This window comes from Bradyrhizobium sp. SZCCT0148, from assembly GCF_018129985.1.
Lineage (GTDB): Bacteria > Pseudomonadota > Alphaproteobacteria > Rhizobiales > Xanthobacteraceae > Bradyrhizobium > Bradyrhizobium japonicum_H.
Genome location: NZ_JAFCKT010000010.1, coordinates 67846 through 92637, shown reverse-complemented (window position 1 = coordinate 92637; position 24792 = coordinate 67846). Strand labels below are relative to the sequence as shown.

Here is a 24792-nt window from a genome sequence, read left to right as displayed (position 1 = left end):
GCTCGCGCGCATCCTGTCCGGTAAACTTCATCCCATCGATGGCGACGCGGCGACCGAATCGCCGTCACGCGATTCGCGCAAAACGGCGGCTCGCAGACGCTCCGGCGAGCGCTCGCGCCATTAATCATGAAAATATTTTCGTTGCCAAAAATCGCGACTCAGAGTCCGCGAAACGCCTCTGCAAGGTGAGCTCGACCATCACGATGCGCATCACCGGGTCGATCGTGCGCGATGCGCGTGTGCAGAAAAATACTTGCTGCATAGAGTTTTCTGAAATCGCATCTCTCGCAGACATCGACGATGCGGGCACTCTGCGCGATCGTGCAAACGCGTCGTGCAGCGTGCTTGCATCGCGCTCGCCAAGCGCACGCGCCTTGCGTCGTCAACACTTCTTTAAGCGAGACGCTGTTTTTTTCGTTGTGTTGGTGTATTCGGGATGAGTGTGCACTCGATCCCCGAATGCATGCAGCGATTAAGCCATCTCACACATCGGAGGGCAACATGGCCAAGAAAGCTAAGAAGGCAAAGAAGGCGAAGAAGGCGAAGAGCGCAGTGAAGAAGACTGCGAAGAAGACCCGCAAGGTCGCCAAGAAGAAGTAACTTCGCTTCTGAAGTTGCCGGCTCCTCGAGAGCCGGCACGTCATCAGCGCCTCCTGGAGGTTCTGGTCGACGATAGAGGGTGTCGGCGAGACATCAGGTCAACGGTCGGACCGTTCTGTTTGCGGTCCGGCAGAAGAAACAAGTTTTCTTCGTTCGGTGCGGGGTCGGTTCTCCGGTTCTGCAATTTCACGAGTAGCCTTGCGGTCAAAGTGGAATCTGGTCCTGACGTGTTCGCCGACGCCCTCGTTCTCCTGAGGCCGGGGTATTGCCGGCATTCCTTTTCCCCACATTGCTGATCCGACCACGGCGTGATCGTTGCGCCGGGCGCTCCACCCCGGGCTGGTGAGGACTGCGGCCGATTGCGTACTGCTCGCACGCCGCTTCCGCCATTCGCGCTGTCATCGCCGGGCCTCGACCGGGCGATCGAGTCCACTGCGGCTTCTCGCGCGACACGGCTGTCTCGGAAATGCCGGATCATCCGCCTGCCGCCTTCGCTTGAGTTTGGGCGCTCCCAGACCATGGGCCCGACGAAAGCCTGTAAGTGGCCGGCGCGGGTGCCGACAGCGCGCGAGGACGCCAAGAATGCGTCCCACCGCGCGCGATGGTTATCGATGTCCCAAAATCCCAGGGTAAACCGAATCTGACGAAACGCAGAAGTGCCTGCAAATCAGGGACTTTTTGAATTCTGCGGGCCGGACCCGCGCGCTCGCGTTTACGTCTGCTTCATCGCGATACTTAAACTGCCATTCAAATTTGCCCGCCATCATCACCTCCAACAAGCCGGCAAACGGCCTTGAGCAAGAAGACTAAGGGAAGAGTTGAACAGTGCACGGTCCCAGAAGGGGTCATGCACATCAGAGTTGGACGGGAGCCGCGCTCGGGGGAGCAAGGCAAAAGAAAAAAGGGGATGCGTTATGTTTCAGGGTACTTTCGATCTGGAGACGGCAACGCCGATCGACGCGACCGCGTTGTCGGACGTCTTGTTCGAGCGCGGGATCTATTGGGCGAGCGGCCGTTCCGGGCTCGTCGATCTCGTCGCCGCGCACAAATGGTTCAACCTCGCCGCCCTGAAGGGCCGCAAGGACGCCGTGACGCTGCGTCAGGAAATCGCCTCGCAGATGTCGGAGGCCGAGATCTCGGCCGCGCAGCGGGAGGCGAGGGCGTGGGTCGCCACGCACTGAACCGGGCATCGCATCCGCACCCGTGGGCGCACGGGTGGGCCTGATCGCCGCCACACAAGATGCATGCGGTATGAGCGAGCCCGACGCCGTCGAACGATGGCCGCCGACTCAGATCGCCCCCGATGAGTGCGATCTGGAATTCGGACGTCCTCACAAGGCGGGGATTCTGCCCTTCGTCTCCGTGCCGACGCAGGGGCAGGCGTCTGGTACAATGTCCGGGCCGGCGAGGCGGTGCTCATTTCGCCCTCGCATCTGCGGTTCGCGCGGTTCCACCGCTAGTCTTAGCCCCACGCACACACCCACACATATAAGGTGTTGCGAATCGACCAGAACTTGCCGCGCCGGGCTTTCGCGCCCTCACGACCGCCTTCAGGTGAAAGACCGCACCAAGCTTGATTGATTCTGCTGCGGGGTGGCGGAGAGGGAGGGATTCGAACCCTCGATACAGCTTGAGACCGTATGACGCTTTAGCAAAGCGTTGCCTTCAGCCACTCGGCCACCTCTCCGGTGCGAGCCTTATGCATCTAATTGCTTGGGCTGGTCAATTTGGAAGCGTGTGTTTTCGTTCGAATATCCCAGCGATTTTCCCAACAAGGCAGTTTGCTCCCGAGAGCGTGACCGTAACGCCGTCAGAACGGGTGCTCGACTGGCGCGTCCAGGGGCGGTTTCGCCCATGACAGCCGTTTCGCTCCCATAAGAGGCTTAGTCCGACGGAAGAATCGAAGGATCGGAGGGCGGGCGGTCGAAAGTGCGAATCGGGCCGTCTCCGCCGGCCTGCCAGTAACCCCGCTATCCACAGACCGTGCGTATCGCGCACCTCAAGGCAGCGCCTGCGTTGCGCCGGGAAGGCCTGGAGCAGGACAGTGCCTCCTCTTTGAGTCTGCGCGTGATTCCACGATTCGAGTGCGTCAAAGCCTCTCGCCGCCAGGATCTCGTCCGTGGCGTCCGAAGCAGGGAACTTTGTCGGCAGATGGAACCGGCTTAAAAACGCTAGTAAAAACAATGTGTTGCGAAGGTCGATTGATCACATCTGCGTGTTATTTGTGCAACACCCGCCGGAAAACAAGCTGTGCGGGCCCGTTTCGGAGCGTTCTCTTGTTGTGTGTGCAAGGACGTTCGGTAATTGTGACTGAGCGACGGAGGGGGGCATCCCGAGGTCGTCCCGTTTAGGTCATTTCGCTTAAGTCCCTCGCGTTCATGCGGGTGTGTCCGAAGACGCGAAGGAGCCCGAAGCGGTGATTTGAAGGGGGTTGGGGAATTGGCCGTCCGGTCAGTGACCTTCCCTGAAGAGCAACTTGGAGGTTTAACATGAAGTTGGTTAAGAGCCTTTTGCTCGGCTCAGCGGCGGGTCTGATCGCCGTGGGCGGAGCTCAAGCAGCCGATCTGCCCGTGAAGGCCAAGGCGGTCGAATACGTGAAGATCTGCTCGCTGTACGGCGCGGGCTTCTACTACATCCCGGGCACCGACACCTGCATCAAGCTGGGTGGTTATCTGCGCGCTGAAGTCGCGCTGAACACCAACTCGGACTTCAGCGGCCAGCTCACCGGCAACAACGGTGCGCGCAATCGTCTGACGAACTACTACACCATGCGCGCTCGTGAAGATCTCAACATCGACACGCGCACCGCGACTGAGTACGGCGTCGTCCGTACCTTCTTCGACGGCGTGTTCTCCTGGACCACCGGCAACTACGCCGGCACGGGCAGCGCGACCGGCGCGACCGCCTACAGCGGCACGCTGGCTCTCAACACCTCCGGCGCCACCCCGGCGCTCGTTGGTTCGTCGATCAACGGCACCGACGGCAACACCTCGGGCGGTTCGCTCGGCGTGTACTACGCCTTCATCCAGTTCGCCGGCTTCACCATGGGTAAGGCCGTGTCGCAGTTCGACGCGCCCTGGACCAACTATCCCGGCAACAACTTCGACAGCCTCGTCGGCGGTTCCGGCACGGTCACTGGTGTCAACCAGTTCACCTACACCGCTGACTTCGGTCAGGGCGTGACGGCGTCGTTCTCGGCGGAAGACGCGACGGCTTACTACCAGGCCGGCAACATCAACCTGGCGGGCGCTTCGGTCACGGGCATCACGGGCGGCGCTTATGGCTCCAACGCCATCGGCGGCTCGCGCTCTCCGAACCTCGTCGGTATGGTCCGCGTTGACCAGGCTTGGGGTCTCTTCCAGGCGTCGGTTGCCGCTCACGACAACCACGTTGCCTACTACGGCGCCACCGAGCCGACTGGCCACCCCGACGACAAGTGGGGTTGGGCTGTTCAGCTCGCTTTGTCGATCAAGAACATCCCGACTGGTGCGGGTGACGTGATCAACATTTCGGGCGTCTACACCGACGGTGCGACCCGCTACAACTTCCAGAACCTGGCGGGCGGCAGCTACTCGATGTTCAGCGGCACGAATGTCGCCGGTGCCTACCAGAGCGTTGGCTTCGCCTATGCTCCGGACACCGTGTTCACCTCGGCGGCCGGTGGCTCGTCGCAGGAGACCGTGAAGACCTGGGGCTTCCGTGGTGCTTACACCCACAACTGGGATCCCTACTGGAACACCGCGCTGTACGGTGCCTACGCTCAGGCACAGTTCGGCTCGCTCGCCAAGAACAGCCTGTGCGGTGTCGGTGGCACCTTCGCTGTTGCTGGCGTGACCTCGTGCAACCCCGACTTCGCCGTTGGCCAGGTTGGTATCATCACCCGCTGGACCCCGGTCAAGAACCTCACGTTCTCGGCTGACCTCAACTGGACCCATCTGGACCAGAAGTATGCGGGCACCTTCGCTTACGCCGGTTCCGGCACGACGGCCAAGCCGGCTGCCGTGTACGAGCTGAAGGATCAGGACACCATCACCCTGCTCCTCCGCGCTCAGCGCAACTGGTAAGTTCGGTCTAACGACCTGACAGAGAGCCTCGGCGGGAAACCGCCGGGGCTTTTCTTGTTGTCGCGGTGCTGTTTTTGCCGCGGCGCTTGCCTTTGCCGCGGCGCTTGCCTTTGCCGCGGCGCTTGCCTTTCTCGCTTCGCGCAACGGGCAAGTTGGCGCGTCGCGGTCCATTGAGCGGTCTCGGTTGGGATCTGATGGAAGATGGGAGAGGGGGCTCCTCGTCTCATCCTGACAGTGGGGCAAAGGCGGAGGATCGCCGGTGGCCGGCGTGCCTGCGCAAAGCCAGGCTGATGATCTGCCTTCAGCGGTGGACAGGCGCCTCCATTTGCACGCGAGGCAATGGCGAGCTTGCCGATCTGACCGCTGCCTGTGGCAGCGTTCAAGCAACGCGTCGAGGAAGTTCGCCGCAGGATCGTCTTGGATCTCAAGATGTACTTGGCGGCTCAGGTCCTGCCGACACAGCGCTCGCCACCCCGGACGAAGCTGCGAACCGAAGAGCGGATCGCTATTGCACGCTGCCGGCGCCGCGGCGCAGATCGGCTTCGATCTGCAGGCGCGTGCCGCCGCCGAAGCGGGCGCGGTAGACCTGCAGGTTCTCCATGATCCGCTGCACGTAATTGCGAGTCTCGGAGAACGGAATCAGCTCGACCCAGTCGACCGCATCGACCTTGGGGTCGCGCGGGTCGCCGTAGCGCTCGACCCACTTCTTCACGCTGCCGCGGCCGGCATTGTAGGCGGCAAAGGTCATGATGTAGGAGCCGCGGTAATCCTCGAGCAGGCCGCCGAGTTCGGCCGAGCCGAGCGTGGCGTTGTAGACCGAATCGTTCTTCAGCCGCCCCAGATCGTAAGTCGCGCCGTGCCGCTTGCAGACATAGCGCGCGGCGTCGGGCGTCACCTGCATCAGGCCATACGCCTGCGCCGGCGACACCACTGACGGATTGAATGCGCTCTCCTGCCGGGCAATCGCATAGATGATGCTGCGCTCGACTTCGGGACCGATCGGCGTGAACTGCGGAATGCCGTTGACGGGGTAGGCGTAGAAGTCGAACGGCAGGCCGCGATTGAGTGCGGCCTTGCCGAGCAGCAGCATGCCGCGCGCATCGTTGTAGCGCTGGGTCAGTTCGCCGAGACCAGCAAGCGCTTCGGGATCGCCGTTCTCGCCCATGTCGGCCAGCAGCGGTATCGCCATCTCGCGCTCGTCGAGCTCGTAGAGCAATTGCGCGGCGCGCACGATCTCCAGCCGCTCGGCGCCACGCCCGCGCGGCTGGCTGTTGAGTTCGATCTGCGGCAGGCCGAGCTTGGCCCGGGCGAGCTGGCCGTAATAGCTGGTGGACTGTTCGGCGGCGCGGGCATAGGCGTTGCGCGCCTCCTGCTGCCGCCCAGCGGCTTCCGCGGCGCGGCCCTGCCAATAGCCGGCACGCGCCAGCGCGGTCGGGTTGACGCTGCCGACGCCGATGCGGGCAAAATGCTGGGTGGCGGCTGCGGGGTCGTTGAGGAAGCGCAGCGCGATCCACCCGGCCGTGAACTCCTGCTCGGTCTTGTAGATGTCGCGCGAGGGCAGCGCGGCGTCGCGGGCGATCAGATAGGCGCTGCGGAAATCTTCGGTGTCGATCATCTTGCGCGCCAGCAGGCGCCGCTCGATCCACCATTCGTCGAGATTGTGGAGACGACCCGGATCCTTCGGCGCCGACAGCATGAGCTGCGCTGCCTCGGCGAACTTCTCCTCGCGGCGCAGCAGCTGGATCTTGCTGAAGATGAAGCCGGGGTCGTTGTGCAGCTCGCGGGGGACGGCGTCGAGCAGCGCGCGCGCGTTCGGCGCCTTCTTGACCGCAGCGATGCGGGCCTTGGCGAGCGCGACATAGCCTGCGCCGAGGCGCTTTGCGGCGCGCAGCGCGGCCTCGTTCTCGCTGCCATAGAGCAGGGTGTCCATCCGCGCCTTCTGATCGCCCGGCGTCAGCAGAGCGCCGAACTGGTCGAGCGCGTTGTTCTCGGTCTCCTCGGACATCGGATCGCTGCGCCAGGCGTCGCGCACCAGCCGCTCGGCATTGGCGCGGTCGCCGCGCGCCAGCATCGCCTTGGCGAGCGTGAAACGGCCCTTGGCGGACACAGGAGATTCGTTCTCGAACCACGACCAGCCGACGGACTCATCGCGCCTGTCGTCCCACATCGCGGCCTCGAGGCGGCGGCGGAGGAAGGTCTGCGACGGCCAGCTCGGATTGGCGGAGAGGAAGGCGCGGTAGCGCTCCACGGTCGCGCCATTGTCCTCGCTGCGCAGGATGATCCATTCCGCGAGTTTTCGCGCGACCGGATCGGAGATGCCTGCCGCGACGTTGCTGGCATCACCCGCCTTGCGCTTGCGCACGAGCTCGATGACGCTTTCGAGGGCATCCTTGTCACCCTGCGGCGTTGACGATGTCGCAGCGACCGCGGCCGGTATCACCGGCTTGCGCGGCGCGGCGTGCTGGCGGGTCGCCGGAGCCAGCACGGGCGCTGCGGCCGGCCTTGCGGCGGGGGCGGAAGGTCTGACCGTGGCCGTCACGGCTGGCGCGGGTGCGGTTTTCGGCGGAGAGGCGCTGGCGGCCGGATGCGCTTTCGGCGGAGCTGCCGTTACGGCAGGCTTGGGCTTGTCCTTTGCCGGCTCTTTTCCGGCGCTCTTGCCGGCCTCCTTGCCAGGCTCCTTGGCCGGTTTCTTCGCGGCGTCCTTGGCAGGAGCGCCGGCGGCACCCTTGCTCCCGCCCGTGTTCGCTGCGGGGCTGGCTCCTTTGGCCGCGTCTTTTGCAGTTTCCTTGCCGGTTCCCCTGGATGCGCCCTTCGCGCCGTCCTTGGCGGTGTTCTTGGCTGCCGGCTTCGCGGTATCCTTGCCCGCTTCCGCGGGCGTCTCATTGGACTTGGCTAAAGCGGCGCAGCCGACCGTCAGCCCTGTCATCACGCAGAGGATCAGGCCGGTGGATCGCCAAACGGCACGAGGGAATGAGGTCACGGCGTTTCGTCGCCCCGAATCAGTCAACTGGCCCAAGACCTGTCTCTACAAGATCTAGCTGTATTTGATTGAATATGCGGACAAAATACCAACAGCCGCTTACCTCGGCCCGGTTTGCACCACCACCGCGGCAAAATCGCGGCCTAAACGGTGCGTCACACGGCAGCGGGTCTTTTACCGGCGGGATAGACCCGATATGAAAGGGGCTTGCTCAAGAGATAGCCGCGTACGGAGGAAGTCCATGGCAGCCAAGACGAAATTCCGGGGGTCCTTCACCGCCTTGGTCACGCCGTTCAAGAACGGCTCGGTGGACGAGGCGGCATTCCGATCCCTGGTCAACTGGCAGATTTCGGAGGGGACCAACGGTCTGGTCCCGGTCGGGACCACCGGCGAGAGCCCGACGCTCAGCCATGACGAGCACAAGAAGGTGGTCGAATGGTGCATCGCTGAGGCCAAGGGCCGCGTCCCCGTGATCGCGGGCGCCGGCTCCAACTCCACCAAGGAGGCGATCGAGCTTGCGCAGCACGCCGAACAGGCGGGCGCGGACGCCGTGCTGGTGGTGACGCCTTACTACAACAAGCCGACCCAGGAAGGCATGTACCAGCACTTCAAGGCCATCAACGACGCGATCGGCATTCCGATCATCATCTACAACATCCCGCCGCGCTCGGTGATCGACATGTCGGTCGACACCATGGCGCGGCTGTGGGAGCTGAAGAACATCGCCGGCGTCAAGGACGCCACCGCCAGCATGGTGCGCGTGTCGCAGCAGCGTGCGGCGATGGGCGAGGATTTCAACCAGCTCTCGGGCGAGGACGCCACCATCATCGGCTACATGGCGCATGGCGGCCACGGCTGCATCTCGGTGACGTCGAACGTTGCGCCGCGCCTTTGCTCGGAGTTCCAGGCGGCCTGGGCCAGGGGCGACCATGCCACCGCGCTGAAGATCCACGACAAGCTGATGCCGCTGCACAACAACCTCTTCATCGAGAGCAACCCGGCGCCGATCAAGTACGCGATGTCGCTGCTCGGCAAGCTCGACCAGACGCTGCGCCTGCCGATGGTGCCGGTCTCCGAGCCGACCCGCGTTGCCGTGCGAAGTGCCATGGTGCACGCTGGCCTGATCAACTGATGGATTGACCCAACCGGGAGGCGGTTCATGAGCGTCGACGACAAGAGCAGGCGGATGCTCACGGAGTTCCGCGAATTCGCCATGAAGGGCAATGTCGTCGATCTCGCCGTCGGCGTCATCATCGGTGCGGCCTTCGGCGCGATCGTCACGTCCCTGGTCGGTGACATCATCATGCCGATCATCGGTGCGGCGACCGGCGGCCTCGACTTCTCGAACTACTTCGTCCCCTTGTCGAAAGCGGTGACCGCCACCAACTTAGCGGATGCGAAAAAGCAAGGCGCCGTACTTGCTTACGGTAGCTTCCTGACGCTGACGATCAACTTCATCATCGTCGCCTTCGTGCTGTTCCTGGTGATCCGCGCCATGAACACGCTGAAGCGGAAGGAAGAGACCAAATCCGCGGAGCCCCCGAAGCCGTCGGCGGAGGTCGTGCTCCTCACCGAGATCCGCGATCTCCTCAAGAAGTGACGCGCGCGCTTCATCCAAACTGTTAGCATCGCAGCGCATCGCGCTCAGGTCCCATCGCCATGGCCGACAAGAACGAACGTCCGATCAAGGTCATGGCGGAAAATCGCAAGGCCCGCTTCAACTATGCGATCGAGGATACGATCGAGGCGGGTATTGCGCTGACCGGCACCGAGGTCAAGTCGATCCGCAACGGCAAGAGCACGATCGCGGAGTCTTATGCCGATTCCAAGGACGGCGAGATCTGGCTGATCAACGCCACCATCCCCGAATATCTGCAGGGCAACCGCTTCAATCACGAGCCCAAGCGGCCGCGAAAGCTGCTACTGCATCGCAAGCAGATCAACAAGCTGATGGGCGCCGTCGACCGCGAGGGCATGACGCTGATCCCGCTCAAGCTCTACTTCAACGAGCGTGGCCGCGCCAAATTGCAGCTGGCGGTTGCAAAGGGCAAGAAGCTGCACGACAAGCGCGAGACCGAGAAGAAGCGCGACTGGAGCCGCGAGAAGGGCCGCCTGATGCGGGCGAGGGGATAGCGAGATGAATCAGCGCAACCTGCTCGAGGTCGATTGGAGCCGGATTCCCGCACCTGAAGACGACGGCGCCGCCGCTCATCTGACGGGCATGACGCTGCCGCCGATCGGCCTGCTTGCGACCGACGATACCTCGGTGACGCTGTCGGCGATGCGTGGCCGGACGGTGGTGTTCGCCTATCCCCGCACCGGCGAACCCGGCAAGATTGCGTTGGTCGACGATTGGGACATGATTCCCGGCGCGCGCGGTTGCACACCGCAGACTTGCGCGTTTCGCGATCTGTTCGCGGAGCTGAAGGCCGCCGGCGCCTCCCACGTGTTCGGCCTCTCGACGCAAAGCAACGCATACCAGACCGAGATGGCCTCACGGCTGCATCTGCCGTTCCCCGTGCTGTCGGACGAGAAGCTGGCGCTGACGCGTGCCCTGAATTTGCCGACGATGGAGGTCGCAGGCCTGACGCTGATCAAGCGTCTCGCACTGATCGTCGACGACGACCGTATCACGCAGGTGTTCTATCCGGTGTTTCCGCCGGACCGGAACGCCGGCGACGTGCTCGACTGGCTGAAGGCCAATCCGGTCCGCGCCTAGTCCAGATCCGCCTTCACCTTCGCGAACACCGAGCGGAACATGTCCGGCGTCAGCACGCGGGTGTTCGTGTTGTAGCGCGAGCAGTGATAGCTGTCGTAGAGCCTGAACGCGCCGGCCTGATGCACGGCGCCGTGGCCGAAGGGGGCCTGTGAGGCCTTCAGGTTCAGCGGCTTGAGCACGCTGTCATGCGCAATCCGCCCGAGCGCGATGATCGCGCGCAGTTTCGGCATCGTCGCGAGATTTGCCACCAGAAATTGCCGGCAGGTGTTGATCTCGGCCGGCAGCGGCTTGTTCTGCGGCGGGACGCAATGCACGGCGTTGGCGATCCGGCAGTCGACCAGCTTCAGGCCGTCATCGGGGCGCGCCTGATAGGTGCCCTTGGCAAAACCATATTCGAGCAGCGTGGAGTAGAGCAGGTCACCGGCGTAATCGCCTGTGAACGGCCGCCCCGTGCGGTTGGCGCCCTGCATCCCCGGCGCGAGGCCGACGATCAACAGGCGGGCCGTGACGTCGCCGAAAGGCGCAACGGGCGCATTGTGCCATAACGGCTCGCGCGCCCGGTTTGCCTCGCGAAAGGCGACCAGGCGCGGACATAGCGGACAATCGCGGTCGGGAACGACGGTGGGAGATCGGCGGCTGGACCGTGCCGCCTCACTCCTCGAAGTCGTCATCGCCCCTCGGCGCCATCGTGGTTGCGCGCTGGAGGAATTGCGGGGCGTGGTGGCGTCCCTCACCACGCTCGCCGCGGTCACGCGGGGCGGGGCGTTCGGACGGATCGCGGCCGAGCTTGGATTGCAGCTCGACGAGATCGGTGAAGACGTCGGCCTGGCGGCGTAGCTCGTCGGCGATCATCGGCGGTTGGCTGGCGATGGTGGAGATCACCGTGACCCGCACGCCGCGGCGCTGTACGGCCTCGACCAGGGAGCGGAAGTCGCCGTCACCGGAGAACAGCACCATCTGGTCGATGTGCTCGGCGAGCTCCATGGCGTCCACGGCGAGTTCGATGTCCATGTTGCCCTTGACCTTGCGGCGGCCGGAGGCGTCGATGAATTCCTTGGTCGCCTTGGTCACAACAGTGTAGCCGTTGTAGTCCAGCCAGTCGATCAGCGGGCGGATCGAGGAGTATTCCTGATCCTCGATGATCGCGGTGTAGTAGAACGCCCGAAGCAGCGTCCCGCGGCTCTGAAACTCCTTCAGCAGGCGCTTGTAATCGATGTCGAAGCCCAGAGTTTTCGCCGTCGCGTAGAGATTGGCTCCATCGATGAAGAGCGCGATCTTGTCGGTAGAGGAAGGTGACATTCAGTTTGCTCGCGTAGTGTTCGTGATTGATGTTTTATTGTTGGCGCGGCGACCGCAGGCCGCGCATTTCTAATGTGCCGCTGAGCCCCGTCGAAACCGCACATCCGGAGAAGTCGGGGCAATCAAGGTATAGTTATGACGGACTTGCATACACCCGGCGCCGCCCTCGATGGCAGCCCGGGACACCACCCATCCCAGCCCCAATGTGGGGGTAGCAGAGCCGTTTGGCGAGGCCAAATCACAAATTGGCCTTGCGAAACCGGCCCGGTCCCTATAACTAGCCCCAATCATCCACATATTTCGTCCCACCCACAACGGAGCGACAGTTCATGGCTCGCGTCACCGTAGAAGATTGTATCGACAAGGTCGACAACCGGTTTGACCTGGTCCTGCTGGCCGCCCACCGTGCCCGCATGATTTCGTCAGGTTCACAACTAACGGTTGACCGCGATAACGACAAGAACCCTGTTGTGTCTTTGCGCGAAATTGCTGACACGACGATTTCGCCCGAGGACCTCCGCGAGGAGCTGGTGCACTCGCTTCAGAAGTTCGTCGAGGTCGACGAGCCCGAGCCGGATACGGTGCCGCTGATCGGTTCCGCGGGCGCGAGCGTCGATGCGGACGATACCGAAGTCGCCGTCGAGCGCATGACCGAAGAGGAGCTCCTGAAGGGCCTCGAAGGCTTGGCGCCGCCCGAGGAGCAGCCCGAGGAAGACGAGTAAATCGTCCATCGCGATCGTCGATGTCTTGTGATCTTATCAAAGGCCCGAACCATTGTTCGGGCCTTTGCTTTTGTTGACGTTTTCGTGGTTACCATCACGTCGGGGTTGGCGATGCGTCCTGTCACTGAATTGATCGGACACAGGCGCGATCGGAGCTAAGATGTACGCTACGGGCAGGCCCAGGCCCGTTTGAAGGCAGGACGGCATGGTATATCGGCGCCGCAGATCCACGCAGATGCAGGCCGCAACCGATTCGGTTGCCGTGGCCCCGACTGCGCCGGTCACGCGCCCGGCCAAGCCCCGCGCGCGGATGATGCGTCAATATGACCTTGTCGAGCGCGTCAGGTCCTACAATCCCAACACCAACGAAGACCTGCTGAACCGCGCCTACGTCTACGCCATGAAGGCGCATGGCTCGCAGACCCGCGCCTCGGGCGATCCGTATTTCTCGCACCCGCTCGAAGTGGCGGCGATTCTCACCGACCTGAAGCTCGACGACGCCACCATCGTGGCCGCGCTGCTCCACGACACCATCGAGGACACCGAAGCGACGCGGGCCGAGATCGACCAGATCTTCGGGCCGGAGATCGGTGCGCTGGTCGAGGGCCTGACCAAGCTGAAGCGGCTCGAACTGGTGTCGCGGGAGGCCAAGCAGGCCGAGAACCTGCGCAAATTGTTGCTGGCCATTGCCGACGATGTCCGTGTGCTTCTGGTCAAGCTCGCCGACCGCCTGCACAACATGCGCACGCTCGACTTCGTGCCGACGGAATCGCGCAGGCGCATTGCCGAGGAGACGCTCGACATCTATGCGCCGCTGGCGGGCCGCATGGGCATGCAGGAAATGCGCGAGGAGCTGGAGGATCTGTCCTTCCGCACCCTCGATCCCGAAGCCTATTCGGTGGTGATGCAGCGCCTCGACGCGCTCGCCGAACGCAACCGCAACCTGATCGGCGAGATCGAGGACCAGCTCTCCAACAATCTGCGCCACCGGGGCCTGGGGGCGCGAGTCTATGGCCGCCGCAAGAAGCCGTTCTCGATCTGGACCAAGATGGAGCGCAAGTCGGTCGGCTTCGAGCAATTGTCCGACATCTTCGGCTTTCGTCTCGTCGTCAACGACATCGAGGCCTGCTACCGCGCGCTCGGCATCGTGCACACCACCTGGCCGGTCGTGCCGGGACGCTTCAAGGACTACATCTCGACGCCAAAGCAGAACGACTATCGCTCGATCCACACCACGGTGATCGGCCCCGGCAACCAGCGCGTCGAGCTGCAGATCCGCACCGAGGCGATGGACCAGATCGCCGAGCGCGGCATCGCCGCGCACGTGTTCTACAAGGAGGGCGTGGGGTCGCCGACCGAATTTCTCAAGCGCGAATCCAATGCGTTCGCCTGGCTGCGCCACACCATCGGCATCCTCTCGGAGAGCGCCAACCCGGAGGAATTCCTCGAGCACACCAAGCTGGAGCTGTTCCACGACCAGGTGTTCTGCTTCACTCCGAAGGGCAAGCTGATCGCGCTGCCGCGCCATGCCAACGTGATCGACTTCGCCTATGCCGTGCATACCGACGTCGGCAACAGCGCGGTCGGCTGCAAGATCAATGGCCAGTTCGCGCCGCTGTCCTCGGAGCTGCAGAACGGCGACGAGGTCGAGGTGCTGACCTCGGAAGCGCAATCGGCGCCGCCCTCGGCCTGGGAAACGCTTGCGGTCACCGGCAAGGCGCGCGCCGCGATCCGCCGTGCCACCCGCACCGCGGTGCGTGATCAATATGCCGGTCTCGGCCGGCGCATCGTCGAGCGCCTGTTCGAGCGCGCCAAGATCGAATACGCCGACGACAAGCTGAAGGGCGCGCTGCCGCGGCTGGCACGGACCTCGATCGAGGACGTCATGGCGGCGGTGGGGCGCGGCGAGATCAAGGCCTCCCACGTCGCGCGTGCGATGTACCCCGACTACAAGGAGGAGCGCATCGCGCGCTACGGCGTGAAGAAGGGGCTCGCCGCCAAGCTCAAGGAGAAGTCGTCGGAGCCGCCGCGCAGCCCGGTCGCCATTCCGATCCGCGGCATCAATTCCGACCTGCCGATCAAGTTCGCGCCGAACGGCGGCGCCGTGCCGGGTGATCGCATCGTCGGCATCGTCACGCCGGGCGAGGGCATCACCATCTATCCGATCCAGGCGCCGGCGCTGAAGGACTTCGAGGAGGAGCCGGAGCGCTGGCTCGACGTCCGCTGGGACATCGAGGACTCCGCGCCACAGCGCTTCCCCGCCCGCATCCGGGTCGAGAACGTCAATGAGCCCGGCGCGCTGGCGCAGATCGCGACGGTGATCGCCGAGCACGACGGCAACATCGACAACATCAGCATGCAGCGCCGCTCGCCGGATTTCACGGAAACGACGATCGATCTCGAAGTCTACGATCTCAAGCATCTCAGCGCGATCCTGGCCCAGCTGCGCGCCAAGGCGGTCGTCGCCAAAGTCGAACGTGTTAATGGATGAGTTCTGTCGTTGCCGGCTTGACCCGGCAACCCATCTCTTCAAAGAAGATGGATGCGCGGGTTGAGCCCGCGCATGACGATTTGAGACATGTCACTTCATGAGTCCTGAAATGCCCGCTTCGAAGCTTCGCCTCGGCGTCAATATCGATCACGTTGCAACCGTGCGTAACGCGCGCGGCGGCCGCCATCCCGATCCGGTGCGTGCGGCGCTGCTCGCGATCGAAGCCGGCGCCGACGGCATTACCGCGCATCTGCGCGAGGATCGCCGCCATATCCGCGATGAGGACATGGCGCGGCTGAAGGCCGAGATCTCCAAGCCGCTCAATTTCGAGATGGCGGCGACCGACGACATGATGCGCATCTCGCTCGCCACCAAGCCGCACGCGGTGTGCCTTGTCCCCGAGCGCCGCCAGGAGGTGACCACCGAGGGCGGCTTGGATGTGGTCGGCCAGCACAATGCGCTGGCGCCCTACATCGCGCGGTTGAGCGATGCCGGCATCCGGGTCTCGCTGTTCATCGCTGCCGATCCCGCCCAGATCGAAATGGCGGCGCGGCTACGCGCGCCGGTGATCGAGATCCACACCGGCGCCTGGTGCGACGCCGTGGTCGACGGTCACACCGAAAAGGCCGAGGCCGAATGGCAGCGGATCGTGGCGGGCGTGAAACTGGCCAAGGCCGCCGGGCTTGAGGTCCATGCCGGCCACGGGCTCGACTATGGGACGGCGGAGACGATCGCGGCGCTGCCCGACATCATGGAGCTCAACATCGGCTATTACATGATCGGCGAAGCGCTGTTCGTCGGTCTCGCCGAGACGGTGCGCCGCATGCGCGCGGCGATGGACCGAGGCCGGAGCCGGGCATGATCATCGGCATCGGCTCCGACCTGATCGACATCACCCGCGTGGCGAAGGTCATCGAGCGCCATGGCGAGCGTTTCCTCGACCGCATTTTCACCGCGGCCGAGCGGGCCAAGGCGGAGCGGCGGGCCAAGAACGAGAAGATGGTAGTCGCGACCTACGCCAAGCGCTTCGCCGCCAAGGAGGCCTGCTCGAAGGCGCTCGGCACCGGGATCCGGCGCGGCGTCTGGTGGCGCGACATGGGAGTGGTCAACCTGCCGGGCGGGCGGCCGACCATGCAGCTGACCGGCGGGGCGCTGGCGCGGCTGCAGGCCCTGACCCCGGAGGGCTTCGAGGCGCAGATCGACCTGTCGATCACCGACGACTGGCCGCTGGCGCAGGCCTTCGTCATCATTTCCGCCGTCCCGCTGCCGAAACTCTGACAGGGCTCCCTTCGGTTTTATGATTTGTGTTATAAATCAGTGCCTTATGCAGTTTTGATGCGATCCTTGATTGCGTGGCCTCCGACAACCGTCTAAAAGTCCGCGGACGCAAATCAGCCTGGGCCAATTCGGCTTTACGCCGGAATTGGCCCTCACTATCAGAATCAGGACAATCTCCTTGCGCCGCGAACCGATGGGCCGTTCGCGGGAGGAGGGCGCTCTGTGATCGCCGGCCGGAATTGAGAGAGCAATGAGCGCGACTTCGGGAACGAAAACTGAGAGCGGCATCGGCGAGACGATCCGGGTCGTGATCCACGCTCTCCTGATCGCGCTGGTGATCCGCACCTTTTTGTTCCAGCCCTTCAACATCCCGTCCGGTTCGATGAAGGCAACGCTGCTGGTCGGCGACTATCTGTTCGTCTCGAAATATTCCTACGGCTACAGCCACTATTCGATTCCGTTCTCGCCGCCGCTGTTTTCCGGGCGGATCTGGGGCTCGGACCCCGCCCGCGGCGACATCGTCGTGTTTCGGCTGCCGAAGGACGATTCCACCGATTACATCAAGCGCGTGATCGGCCTGCCCGGCGACCGCATCCAGATGCGCGACGGGCTGCTTTACATCAACGACACGCCGGTCGAGCGGCAGCGGATGAGCGAATATGTCGGCGAGGAGCCCTGCGGCTCCGAAGGTGGCGGCATTTCCCGGGTGAAGCGCTGGAAGGAAACGCTGCCGAACGGCGTGTCCTACGAGACGCTCGACTGTGCCGACAACGGTTACGTCGACAACACCAACGTCTACACCGTGCCATCGGGCCATTTCTTCATGATGGGCGACAACCGCGACAACTCCACCGACAGCCGCTTCCTCGGCCAGGTCGGCTATGTGCCGCAGGAGAATCTGATCGGCCGTGCACAGATGATCTTCTTCTCCATCGGTGAAGGCGAGCATGCCTGGATGTTCTGGCGCTGGCCGTGGTCGGTGCGCTGGAATCGCTTCTTCAAAATCGTCCGATGAAAGACGAAGCCAAGGACATCGCGGCTGAACCGATCGAGGCACAAGCGGGCCTCGACGGCGAGGCTGCGACCAAGGCTGCTGCAGGCAAGGCGCCCGCGAAGAAGAAGCGGACGCGGAGCAAGGCGAAGGGCACCGATGCCAACGCGGCGCTCGAAGCGCGCATCGGCCACAGCTTCGCCGACCCCAACATGCTGATGCAAGCGATCACGCATGTCTCGGCGCTGAAGTCCGGACGCAAGCGCGGCGACAGCTATCAGCGCCTGGAATTCCTCGGCGACCACGTGCTCGGGCTCGTCGTCTCCGACATGCTCTATCATGCGTTTCCGAACGCCGATGAGGGCGAGCTCTCCAAGCGTCTTGCCGAACTCGTGCGCAAGGAAAGCTGCGCCGACGTCGCCAAGTCGCTCGGACTGCTCGACGACATCAAGCTCGGCTCGGTCGGCTCCAGCGCCGACGCGCGCCTGCGCAAATCCATCCTCGGCGACATCTGCGAGGCTGTGATCGGCGCCGTCTTCCTCGATGGCGGCTACGCAGCGGCGTCCGATTTCGTCAAACGCAACTGGACCGAGCGCATGCACAAGCCGCGCCGTCCCCTGCGCGATCCCAAGACCGTGCTGCAGGAATGGGCGCAGGGCAAGGGACTGCCGACGCCGGTTTACCGCGAGGTCGAGCGCACCGGCCCGCATCACGATCCGCAATTCCGCGTCGCAGTGGACCTGCCGGGACTCGCCCCGGCCGAAGGCATCGGCGGCAGCAAGCGCGCGGCAGAGAAGGTGGCAGCTTCAGTGATGATCGAACGAGAAGGTGTTGGCGGCAGCAATGACGGCTGAAGCGAGCGGCGAGACGCCCACTGCGACGCGCTGCGGTTTCGTTGCGCTGATCGGCGCGCCGAATGTCGGCAAGTCCACGCTGGTCAATGCGCTGGTCGGGGCCAAGGTCACGATCGTCTCGCGCAAGGTGCAGACCACGCGCGCGCTGATCCGCGGTATTGTCATCGAGAACAACGCACAGATCATTCTGGTCGACACGCCCGGCATCTTCCTGCCGAAGCGAAGGCTCGACCGCGCCATGGTCTCGACCGCCTGGAGCGGGGCGCATGACGCCGATCTCGTCTGCGTGCTGCTCGACGCCAAGACCGGAATCGACGAGGAGGCCGAGGCGATCCTCACCAAGGCGGCCAGCGTCAACCACGAGAAAATCCTCGTCATCAACAAGGTCGATCTGGTCCAGCGCGAGAAGCTGCTGGCGCTGGCGCAGGCCGCGAACGAGCGCATGAAGTTCGCGCGGACCTTCATGATCGCGGCGATCTCGGGCGACGGTGTCGACGACCTCCGCAGGACGCTGTCCGAGATGGTGCCGGCGGGGCCGTTCCTCTATCCTGAGGACCAGATGTCGGACGCGCCGATGCGGCAGCTTGCGGCCGAGATCACGCGCGAAAAAATCTATCAGAAGCTGCACCAGGAATTGCCCTACCAGTCCACGGTCGAGACCGAGAAGTGGGAGGAGCGCAAGGACAAGTCGGTGCGGATCGAGCAGACGATCTTTGTCGAGCGCGAAAGCCAGCGCAAGATCGTGCTCGGCAAGGGCGGCGCCACCATCAAGTCGATCGGCGCGGACTCGCGCAAGGAACTGATGCAGATCCTGGACGTGCCGGTCCACCTGTTCCTGTTCGTCAAGGTGCGCGAGAACTGGGGCGACGATCCCGATCGCTACCGCGAGATGGGCCTGGACTTTCCGAGAGAATAACCAAGAACAGATCGGTATCCGATGAGCGTGCCCAGCAACGTCCGGCGCTTCGAAGCGCTGCTTTATGCATCGTTGATGCTGGACGCCTTGTCCGTTGCGGTTCAGGACCGCACGCCCACTGCCGAGGTGACCGAGCAGATGATCATGACGGGGACCTTGCTCGCCGGAGGCATGATCCTGCTGTTGGTCTACTTCGTGCGGCTCGCCGCGCACGGGCGCAAGAACTGGCCGCGCTGGGTGCTGGCGGCCGCGCTGGTGCTGTCGGTGATCTCGCTCGGCCAGATCATCGGGGAGAAGGGCATGGAGCTCGACAGCGCCATCGAGATCGTTTCCTGCGCGCTGACGACGGTGGGATTGTATTTCTCGTTCACCGGCGACGCCCAGGGTTGGTTCGACGCGTGACGTTTTGCGCGGTGCCGTAGGGTGGACAAAGGCGCGCCCTTGCGCGCCGTGCCCACCATCTAACCGCGGTCGCAAAATTGAGTGGGCACGCTTCGCTTTGCACAGCCTACGACAGCTCGAAATGCGATAAGAGTCCTCCCATGGAATGGACCGACGAGGGCATTGTGCTGGGGGTGCGGCGGCATGGCGAATCCAGCGCCATCGTCGAGCTCCTGACGCGCGGGCACGGCCGGCATCTCGGCCTCGTGCGCGGCGGCGCCGGCTCGCGGATGCGGCCACTTCTGCAGCCGGGGAACAGCGTCAGCGTCGTCTGGCGGGCACGGCTTGACGAGCATCTCGGCACCTATGCGATCGAGGGCTTGAAGCTGCGCGCGGCCACGTTGCTGGGATCGTCCCACGGCGTCTACGGCGTCACCCATCTGGCCTCGATTGCGCGCCTCCTGCCGGAGCGCGATCCGCATGAGGAGATCTTCACGCAGCTCGAGCATTCGCTCGACGATTTCGACGACATCGGCAGCGCCGCCGTGCACGTCATCCATTTCGAGCTGGCGATGCTCGCCGAACTCGGCTTCGGACTGGCCCTGGAGAACTGTGCGGTCACCGGCGAGACCACGGACCTGATCTACGTCTCGCCGAAATCCGGTGGCGCGGTGTCGCGCGGCGCGGGCGAGCCCTGGCGCGACCGCCTGTTGCGCCTGCCGCCTTTTCTACGCCAGGGCGAGGTGCAGGGTTGGCTGACCGACGAGGATCTGCAGGACGGCTTTCGACTCACCGGGTTGTTCCTGCTGCGCCACGTGCTGGAGCCGCGCGGGCAGGTCCACTCCGACGCGCGGGCCGGCTTCATCAACGCGCTGACGCGACAGCAGGCCCGGGCCGCAAACCCTGCGCCATGAGCCCAGCGGGACGCTCCCTTGTCCGTCGACATGGAGTTCCCTGGAACGAAATCGGGTTCAGTGGACTTTGCCCCCAGGTTCCATCACGGGGATAGCCCAAATGTTGATCAGGGGATTCGCCTTCTCTGCGGCGCTGCTCGCGTTTGCGCCCGATGCCATCGCCGGCGAGCCGCAACCCGGCGTGTTTCGTCGGGCATCCTGTACGGTCGTCCGATACTATGTAGCCAAATATTCCGCTGCGGCCGCAGAGACATGGGCGCGTTCGAAGGGCGCGACGGAGGCCGAGATCGAGGCCGCCCGGCGCTGCCTGACCAACGCTCCGGCCGCCACACAGGCCCAAAAGGCCCATCCCGTCCCGCCTGTGACAGCCGGCTGGGCCGGGCAGTAGGCGCCCACAGGGAACCAATCCATCCTTGCCCGATTCGCTTCCACGGTTTAACCGGGCGACATGGGAAAACGAATCGTTCCGCCGGAAGAACCGGCCGAAATTCACGAGGTGCCGCTGCGTGAAGCGCTCGAGGAGCGCTATCTCGCCTATGCGCTCTCCACCATCATGCACCGCGCGCTGCCCGACGCGCGCGACGGCCTGAAACCGGTCCATCGCCGCATCCTCTACGGCATGCGCCTGCTCAGGCTCGACCCCGGCACTGCCTTCAAGAAGTCCGCCAAGATCGTCGGCGACGTGATGGGCTCGTTCCATCCGCACGGCGACCAGGCGATCTACGACGCCATGGTCCGCCTCGCGCAGGACTTCTCCTCGCGCTATCCGCTGGTCGACGGCCAGGGCAATTTCGGCAATATCGACGGCGATAATCCGGCTGCCTACCGCTACACCGAAGCGCGCATGACCGACGTCGCGCGGCTTCTGCTCGAAGGCATCGACGAGGACGGCGTCGAGTTCCGTCCCAATTACGACGGCCAGTCGAGGGAGCCGGTCGTGCTGCCCGGCGGCTTCCCGAACCTGCTCGCCAACGGCGCGCAGGGCATCGCGGTCGGTATGGCGACCTCGATCCCGCCGCACAACGCGGCCGAGCTCTGTGAAGCCGCGCTGCACCTGATCGAGAAGCCCGACGCCAAGTCCAAGGCGCTGATGAGGTGGGTCAAGGGCCCCGATTTCCCGACCGGCGGCATCTGCGTCGATTCCAAGCAGTCCATTGCCGAGGCCTACACCACCGGCCGCGGCTCGTTCCGCGTCCGCGCGCGGTGGGAGCAGGAGGAGGGCGCGCGTGGCGCCTGGGTCGTCGTCGTCACCGAGATTCCCTTCTTGGTGCAGAAGTCGCGGCTGATCGAGAAGGTCGCCGAACTGCTCGACCAGAAGAAATTGCCGCTGGTCGGCGACATCAGGGACGAGTCGGCCGAAGACGTCCGCATCGTGATCGAGCCGAAGTCGAAGAACGTCGACGCCGCCTTGATGATGGAGTCGCTGTTCCGGCTCACAGAGCTCGAAAACAAGATTCCGCTGAACCTCAACGTCCTGATCAAGGGCCGCGTCCCCAAGGTCGTGGGTCTGACCGAGTGCCTGCGCGAATGGCTCGACCATCTGCGCGACGTCCTGATCCGCCGCACCAATCATCGTAAGGCCGAGATCGAGCGCCGAGTCGAAATTCTGGGCGGCCTGTTGATCGCCTATCTCAACATCGACGAGGTGATCCGGATCATCCGCAACGAGGACGAGCCGAAGCCGGCCTTGATCAAGGCATTCAAGCTCTCCGAGGTGCAGGCCGAAGCCATCCTCAACATGCGGCTGCGCTCTTTGCGCAAGCTCGAGGAAATGGAGATCCGCACCGAGGACAAGGATCTGCGCAAGGAGCTGAAGGGCCTCGAGTTGCTGCTGGCCTCCGAGCCCGAGCAATGGAAGAAGGTCGGCGAGCAGGTCGGCAAGGTCCGCGACATGTTCGGCCCGAAGACGCCACTCGGCAAGCGCCGCACCACTTTTGCCGACGCGCCCGAGCACGATCTCGCCGCGATCGAGGAGGCCTTCGTCGAACGCGAGCCGGTGACGGTCGTGGTCTCCGACAAGGGCTGGATCCGGACCATGAAGGGCCATGTCGAGGATCTCTCGGGGCTGGCCTTCAAGCAGGACGACAAGCTCGGCTTCGCCTTCTTCGCCGAGACGACCTCGAAGCTGCTGCTGTTCGCCACCAACGGCAAGTTCTACTCGCTCGATGTCGCCAAGTTGCCGGGCGGCCGCGGTCACGGCGAGCCGATCCGCCTGTTCATCGATCTCGAACAGGAGACGGCGCCCGTCGCGCTGTTCGTCAACAAGGGTGGACGCAAATTCCTGGTCGCGAGCCACGAGGGCCAGGGTTTTGTGGTCAACGAGGACGATTGCGTCGGCACCACCAAGAAGGGCAAGCAGGTCCTCAACGTCGACATGCCGAACGAGGCGTGCGTGGTCACCGAAGTGCTTGGTGATACCGTCGCGGTCATCGGCGAGAATCGCAAGATGCTGATTTTCCCGCTCGACCAGGTGCCGGAGATGGCGCGGGGCCGCGGCGTTCGCTTGCAGAAATACAAGGATGGCGGTCTCTCCGACATTGCCGTGTTCGAGGCGAAGGCCGGCCTGACCTGGAAGGATTCCGCCGGCCGCGAGTTCTCCGCGACCATGAAGGAACTAGCAGAGTGGAAGGGCAACCGCGCTGACGCCGGCCGCCTGCCGCCGAAGGGTTTCCCGAAGTCGAACAAGTTCGGCAAGGTGATCGGGTAGGACGGTCTCTTGTCCCGGACGTGCGGCAGCGTGCATCGCGGCTGCGCAAGCCGGGACACAGGTGAGCTTGTCGTGCGTCCCTCCTTCCACCGCGTCATTGCGAGCCTAGCAAAGCAATCCAAGCTGTTCCGGAGGGACTCTGGATTGCTTTGCTAGGCTCGCAATGACGAGAGGTAGCAGGCTCGCTCCCAATTCGCACCTCTTGGCGCGTAAACGCGTGGCAGACAGCCGTGAGCGCATACGTGCTTTGGCCGCGTGGGCACGAACATTGCTTTTTCCTGGCGACTGCGAACGTTTCAGTCAAAAGGCAAAACCACACCAATGTTCAAATTGAAGGCTTTCATTCCGGCGTTGCTCGGGTTCGCGATCGCTGCGGCACCTGCGCATGCCGCGGGCAATCTCGTTGCGGTACTGGAGGCGGAGATCGTCACGCTCGATCCGCATTTCTCCACGGCCTACATTTCGCGCACGTTTGGCTACATGGTGTTCGACACGCTGTTTGCGAAGGATTCCAAGGGCGAGATCAAGCCGCAGATGGTGCAGGACTGGAAGGTCTCCGCGGATGGATTGACCTATACGTTCACGCTACGTGACGGCCTGAAATGGCATGACGGTCAGCCGGTTACCGCGGCCGATTGCGTGGCGTCGTTGCGCCGCTGGGGCACCCGCAGCGCGCTTGGCCGCCGCATCTTTGCGATCACGGCCTCGCTCGAGCCGACCGATGCGAAAACCTTCGTGCTGACGTTGAAGGAGCCCTCCGGCCTCGTCATCGACGCGCTCGGCAATCCCGTCAGCCCCGTTGCCTTCATGATGCCCGAGCGCATCGCGAAAACACCCGGCGACCAGCGCATCACCGAGATCGTCGGCTCCGGCCCGTTCGTCTACAGCAAGGCCGATCACCGCACCGGCGATCGCATGATCCTGAAGAAGTTCGCCGACTATGTGCCGCGTCCCGAGCCGGCCGACTTCCTCGCTGGCGGCAAGCGCGTCAACGTCGACGCGTTGGAGATCCGCGTCATTCCCGACGGTGCGACCGCGGCCTCCGCGCTGCAGGCCGGCGAGATCGACTTCATGCAATATGCGCCGTTCGACCTGTTGCCGCAGTTGGAGAAAAACTCTCGCGTCAAGCTGGTCAATTTCACCGGCGGCAACATGTTCGCCGGCGCCTATCGCCTCAACGCCGCGTCAAAACCGTTCGACGATCCCGCCATCCGCCGCGTGCTGTGGAAGCTGGTCGACCAGCGCGAAGTGCTGGATGCGCTCGGCCTCGATGCCAAATACGCGACGCCTTGCGCCACCTTCTTCACCTGCGGCACGACCTATGAGAGCAAGGCCGGCACGGAAGCCGCCGCCAAGCCCTCGATCGAGGCGGCGAAGGCTGCGCTGAAGGCGACCAAATATGCCGGCGAGCCCGTCGTCGTGATGGAGGCCAACGATCTCGAAGCGCCTCGCGTCTCGGCGCAGGTGCTGGCGGAGCGGCTGAAGGCCGCCGGCTTCAACGTCGATCTCCAGGTGATGGACTGGGCCAGCGTGCTGGCGCGCCGCGCCAAGAAGGAGGGCTGGAGCGTCTATGGCGTTCACGCCGGCGGTTTCGATCTCGGCTCGCCCTTGACCAATGTCATGGTCGCCTTCAACTGTGCCGACTTCACCGGCTGGCAGTGCGACCAGCGCATCACGCCGTTGATGGAAGCCTTCGCCAAGGCGCCGGCGGAGGAGGACCGCAAGAAGATCGCCGGGGAGATCCAGAGCGTCATGTACGACCAGGCCCCTGCGATCCCGTGGGGACAATTTGCGCAGCCGGCGGCCTATCGCGCCACCCTGCGTGGTCTGATACCGTCCGCCATCCCGGTGTTCTGGAACGTTGAGAAGTAACGCG

The 24792-nt window shown here is 64.0% G+C and carries 22 protein-coding genes and 1 tRNA gene; 19 read left to right on the top strand and 4 right to left on the bottom strand.

Features of this window, described 5'->3' with window-relative positions; genetic code table 11:
• Positions 1 to 38 precede the first annotated feature (38 nt).
• Positions 39 to 440 (top strand): hypothetical protein, encoded by a 402-nt coding sequence (locus tag JQ580_RS25365; RefSeq protein WP_212282925.1) that lies wholly within the window; start codon positions 39 to 41, stop codon positions 438 to 440.
• A 1074-nt stretch (positions 441 to 1514) separates the two neighbouring features.
• A complete protein-coding gene (locus JQ580_RS25360; RefSeq protein WP_212282924.1) occupies positions 1515 to 1781 on the top strand; it encodes a hypothetical protein in 267 nt (88 codons plus the stop codon).
• A 413-nt stretch (positions 1782 to 2194) separates the two neighbouring features.
• On the opposite strand, the gene JQ580_RS25355 is transcribed toward JQ580_RS25360, so the two are convergent.
• Positions 2195 to 2287 (bottom strand) — tRNA-Ser (locus tag JQ580_RS25355).
• Positions 2288 to 3089: 802 nt separating this feature from the next.
• Between JQ580_RS25355 and JQ580_RS25350 the strand changes: the two genes are divergently transcribed.
• Entirely contained in the window at positions 3090 to 4664 is a 1575-nt protein-coding gene (locus JQ580_RS25350; RefSeq protein ID WP_212282923.1) for a porin, read from the top strand.
• 505 nt (positions 4665 to 5169) lie between these two features.
• Here the strand turns inward: JQ580_RS25350 and JQ580_RS25345 are convergent.
• On the bottom strand, positions 5170 to 7590 hold the full coding sequence (locus tag JQ580_RS25345) for a lytic transglycosylase domain-containing protein (RefSeq protein WP_212283007.1): 2421 nt from the start codon (positions 7588 to 7590) through the stop codon (positions 5170 to 5172).
• Positions 7591 to 7885: 295 nt separating this feature from the next.
• Between JQ580_RS25345 and dapA the strand changes: the two genes are divergently transcribed.
• From dapA to JQ580_RS25325, 4 genes are read left to right on the top strand one after another with little or no spacing between them, the layout of a single operon-like run.
• Complete coding sequence (gene dapA / locus JQ580_RS25340; protein ID WP_212282922.1) at positions 7886 to 8776, top strand: 4-hydroxy-tetrahydrodipicolinate synthase; 891 nt, start codon at positions 7886 to 7888, stop codon at positions 8774 to 8776.
• Positions 8777 to 8830: 54 nt separating this feature from the next.
• Positions 8831 to 9244, top strand: a complete 414-nt coding sequence (gene mscL, locus JQ580_RS25335; RefSeq protein WP_212283006.1) for a large conductance mechanosensitive channel protein MscL — start codon at positions 8831 to 8833, stop codon at positions 9242 to 9244.
• Positions 9245 to 9303: 59 nt separating this feature from the next.
• Entirely contained in the window at positions 9304 to 9777 is a 474-nt protein-coding gene (gene smpB / locus JQ580_RS25330; RefSeq protein WP_094891864.1) for an SsrA-binding protein SmpB, read from the top strand.
• Between the two features lie 4 nt (positions 9778 to 9781).
• Positions 9782 to 10363 carry a peroxiredoxin gene (locus tag JQ580_RS25325; protein WP_212282921.1) on the top strand — a complete coding sequence of 194 codons (582 nt, stop codon included), beginning with the start codon at positions 9782 to 9784 and terminating at the stop codon, positions 10361 to 10363.
• Here the strand turns inward: JQ580_RS25325 and JQ580_RS25320 are convergent.
• Positions 10360 to 11034 carry a uracil-DNA glycosylase gene (locus JQ580_RS25320; protein WP_212282920.1) on the bottom strand — a complete coding sequence of 225 codons (675 nt, stop codon included), beginning with the start codon at positions 11032 to 11034 and terminating at the stop codon, positions 10360 to 10362. The two genes, JQ580_RS25325 and JQ580_RS25320, sit on opposite strands and share 4 nt — an antisense overlap.
• Complete coding sequence (locus JQ580_RS25315) at positions 11015 to 11662, bottom strand: LabA-like NYN domain-containing protein (RefSeq protein WP_094977558.1); 648 nt, start codon at positions 11660 to 11662, stop codon at positions 11015 to 11017. The genes JQ580_RS25320 and JQ580_RS25315 overlap by 20 nt, the downstream gene beginning before the upstream one ends.
• 329 nt (positions 11663 to 11991) lie before the next feature.
• Here JQ580_RS25315 and rpoZ point away from each other — a divergent pair, with 329 nt between their 5' ends.
• The 12 genes from rpoZ to JQ580_RS25255 all read left to right on the top strand — a co-directional run bounded on the left by rpoZ (position 11992) and on the right by JQ580_RS25255 (position 24788).
• The gene (rpoZ, locus tag JQ580_RS25310; RefSeq protein WP_008133017.1) at positions 11992 to 12384 is read left to right on the top strand and encodes a DNA-directed RNA polymerase subunit omega; all 393 of its coding nucleotides are present in this window, start codon (positions 11992 to 11994) and stop codon (positions 12382 to 12384) included.
• A gap of 205 nt (positions 12385 to 12589) precedes the next feature.
• Entirely contained in the window at positions 12590 to 14875 is a 2286-nt protein-coding gene (locus JQ580_RS25305) for a RelA/SpoT family protein (RefSeq protein ID WP_212282919.1), read from the top strand.
• Positions 14876 to 14984: 109 nt separating this feature from the next.
• Positions 14985 to 15737: a pyridoxine 5'-phosphate synthase gene (locus JQ580_RS25300; RefSeq protein WP_212282918.1), complete on the top strand. Its 753-nt coding sequence runs from the start codon at positions 14985 to 14987 to the stop codon at positions 15735 to 15737.
• Positions 15734 to 16153 carry a holo-ACP synthase gene (gene acpS, locus JQ580_RS25295; RefSeq protein WP_212282917.1) on the top strand — a complete coding sequence of 140 codons (420 nt, stop codon included), beginning with the start codon at positions 15734 to 15736 and terminating at the stop codon, positions 16151 to 16153. The genes JQ580_RS25300 and acpS overlap by 4 nt, the downstream gene beginning before the upstream one ends.
• Before the next feature lie 250 nt (positions 16154 to 16403).
• Positions 16404 to 17168 carry a signal peptidase I gene (gene lepB / locus JQ580_RS25290; RefSeq protein WP_212282916.1) on the top strand — a complete coding sequence of 255 codons (765 nt, stop codon included), beginning with the start codon at positions 16404 to 16406 and terminating at the stop codon, positions 17166 to 17168.
• Complete coding sequence (rnc, locus tag JQ580_RS25285; RefSeq protein ID WP_212282915.1) at positions 17165 to 17998, top strand: ribonuclease III; 834 nt, start codon at positions 17165 to 17167, stop codon at positions 17996 to 17998. Before lepB ends, rnc begins: the two co-directional genes overlap by 4 nt.
• On the top strand, positions 17988 to 18914 hold the full coding sequence (era, locus tag JQ580_RS25280; RefSeq protein ID WP_212282914.1) for a GTPase Era: 927 nt from the start codon (positions 17988 to 17990) through the stop codon (positions 18912 to 18914). The genes rnc and era overlap by 11 nt, the downstream gene beginning before the upstream one ends.
• Positions 18915 to 18935: 21 nt before the next feature.
• Complete coding sequence (locus JQ580_RS25275) at positions 18936 to 19316, top strand: hypothetical protein (protein ID WP_212282913.1); 381 nt, start codon at positions 18936 to 18938, stop codon at positions 19314 to 19316.
• Between the two features lie 140 nt (positions 19317 to 19456).
• Positions 19457 to 20209 carry a DNA repair protein RecO gene (gene recO, locus JQ580_RS25270; RefSeq protein ID WP_212282912.1) on the top strand — a complete coding sequence of 251 codons (753 nt, stop codon included), beginning with the start codon at positions 19457 to 19459 and terminating at the stop codon, positions 20207 to 20209.
• A gap of 100 nt (positions 20210 to 20309) precedes the next feature.
• Positions 20310 to 20597 carry a hypothetical protein gene (locus JQ580_RS25265; RefSeq protein WP_212282911.1) on the top strand — a complete coding sequence of 96 codons (288 nt, stop codon included), beginning with the start codon at positions 20310 to 20312 and terminating at the stop codon, positions 20595 to 20597.
• A gap of 60 nt (positions 20598 to 20657) precedes the next feature.
• Positions 20658 to 22916, top strand: coding sequence for a DNA topoisomerase IV subunit A (parC, locus tag JQ580_RS25260; RefSeq protein WP_212282910.1), 2259 nt, complete (start codon positions 20658 to 20660; stop codon positions 22914 to 22916).
• Positions 22917 to 23237: 321 nt separating this feature from the next.
• Positions 23238 to 24788, top strand: coding sequence for an ABC transporter substrate-binding protein (locus JQ580_RS25255; protein WP_212282909.1), 1551 nt, complete (start codon positions 23238 to 23240; stop codon positions 24786 to 24788).
• The last annotated feature ends 4 nt before the right edge of the window (positions 24789 to 24792 follow it).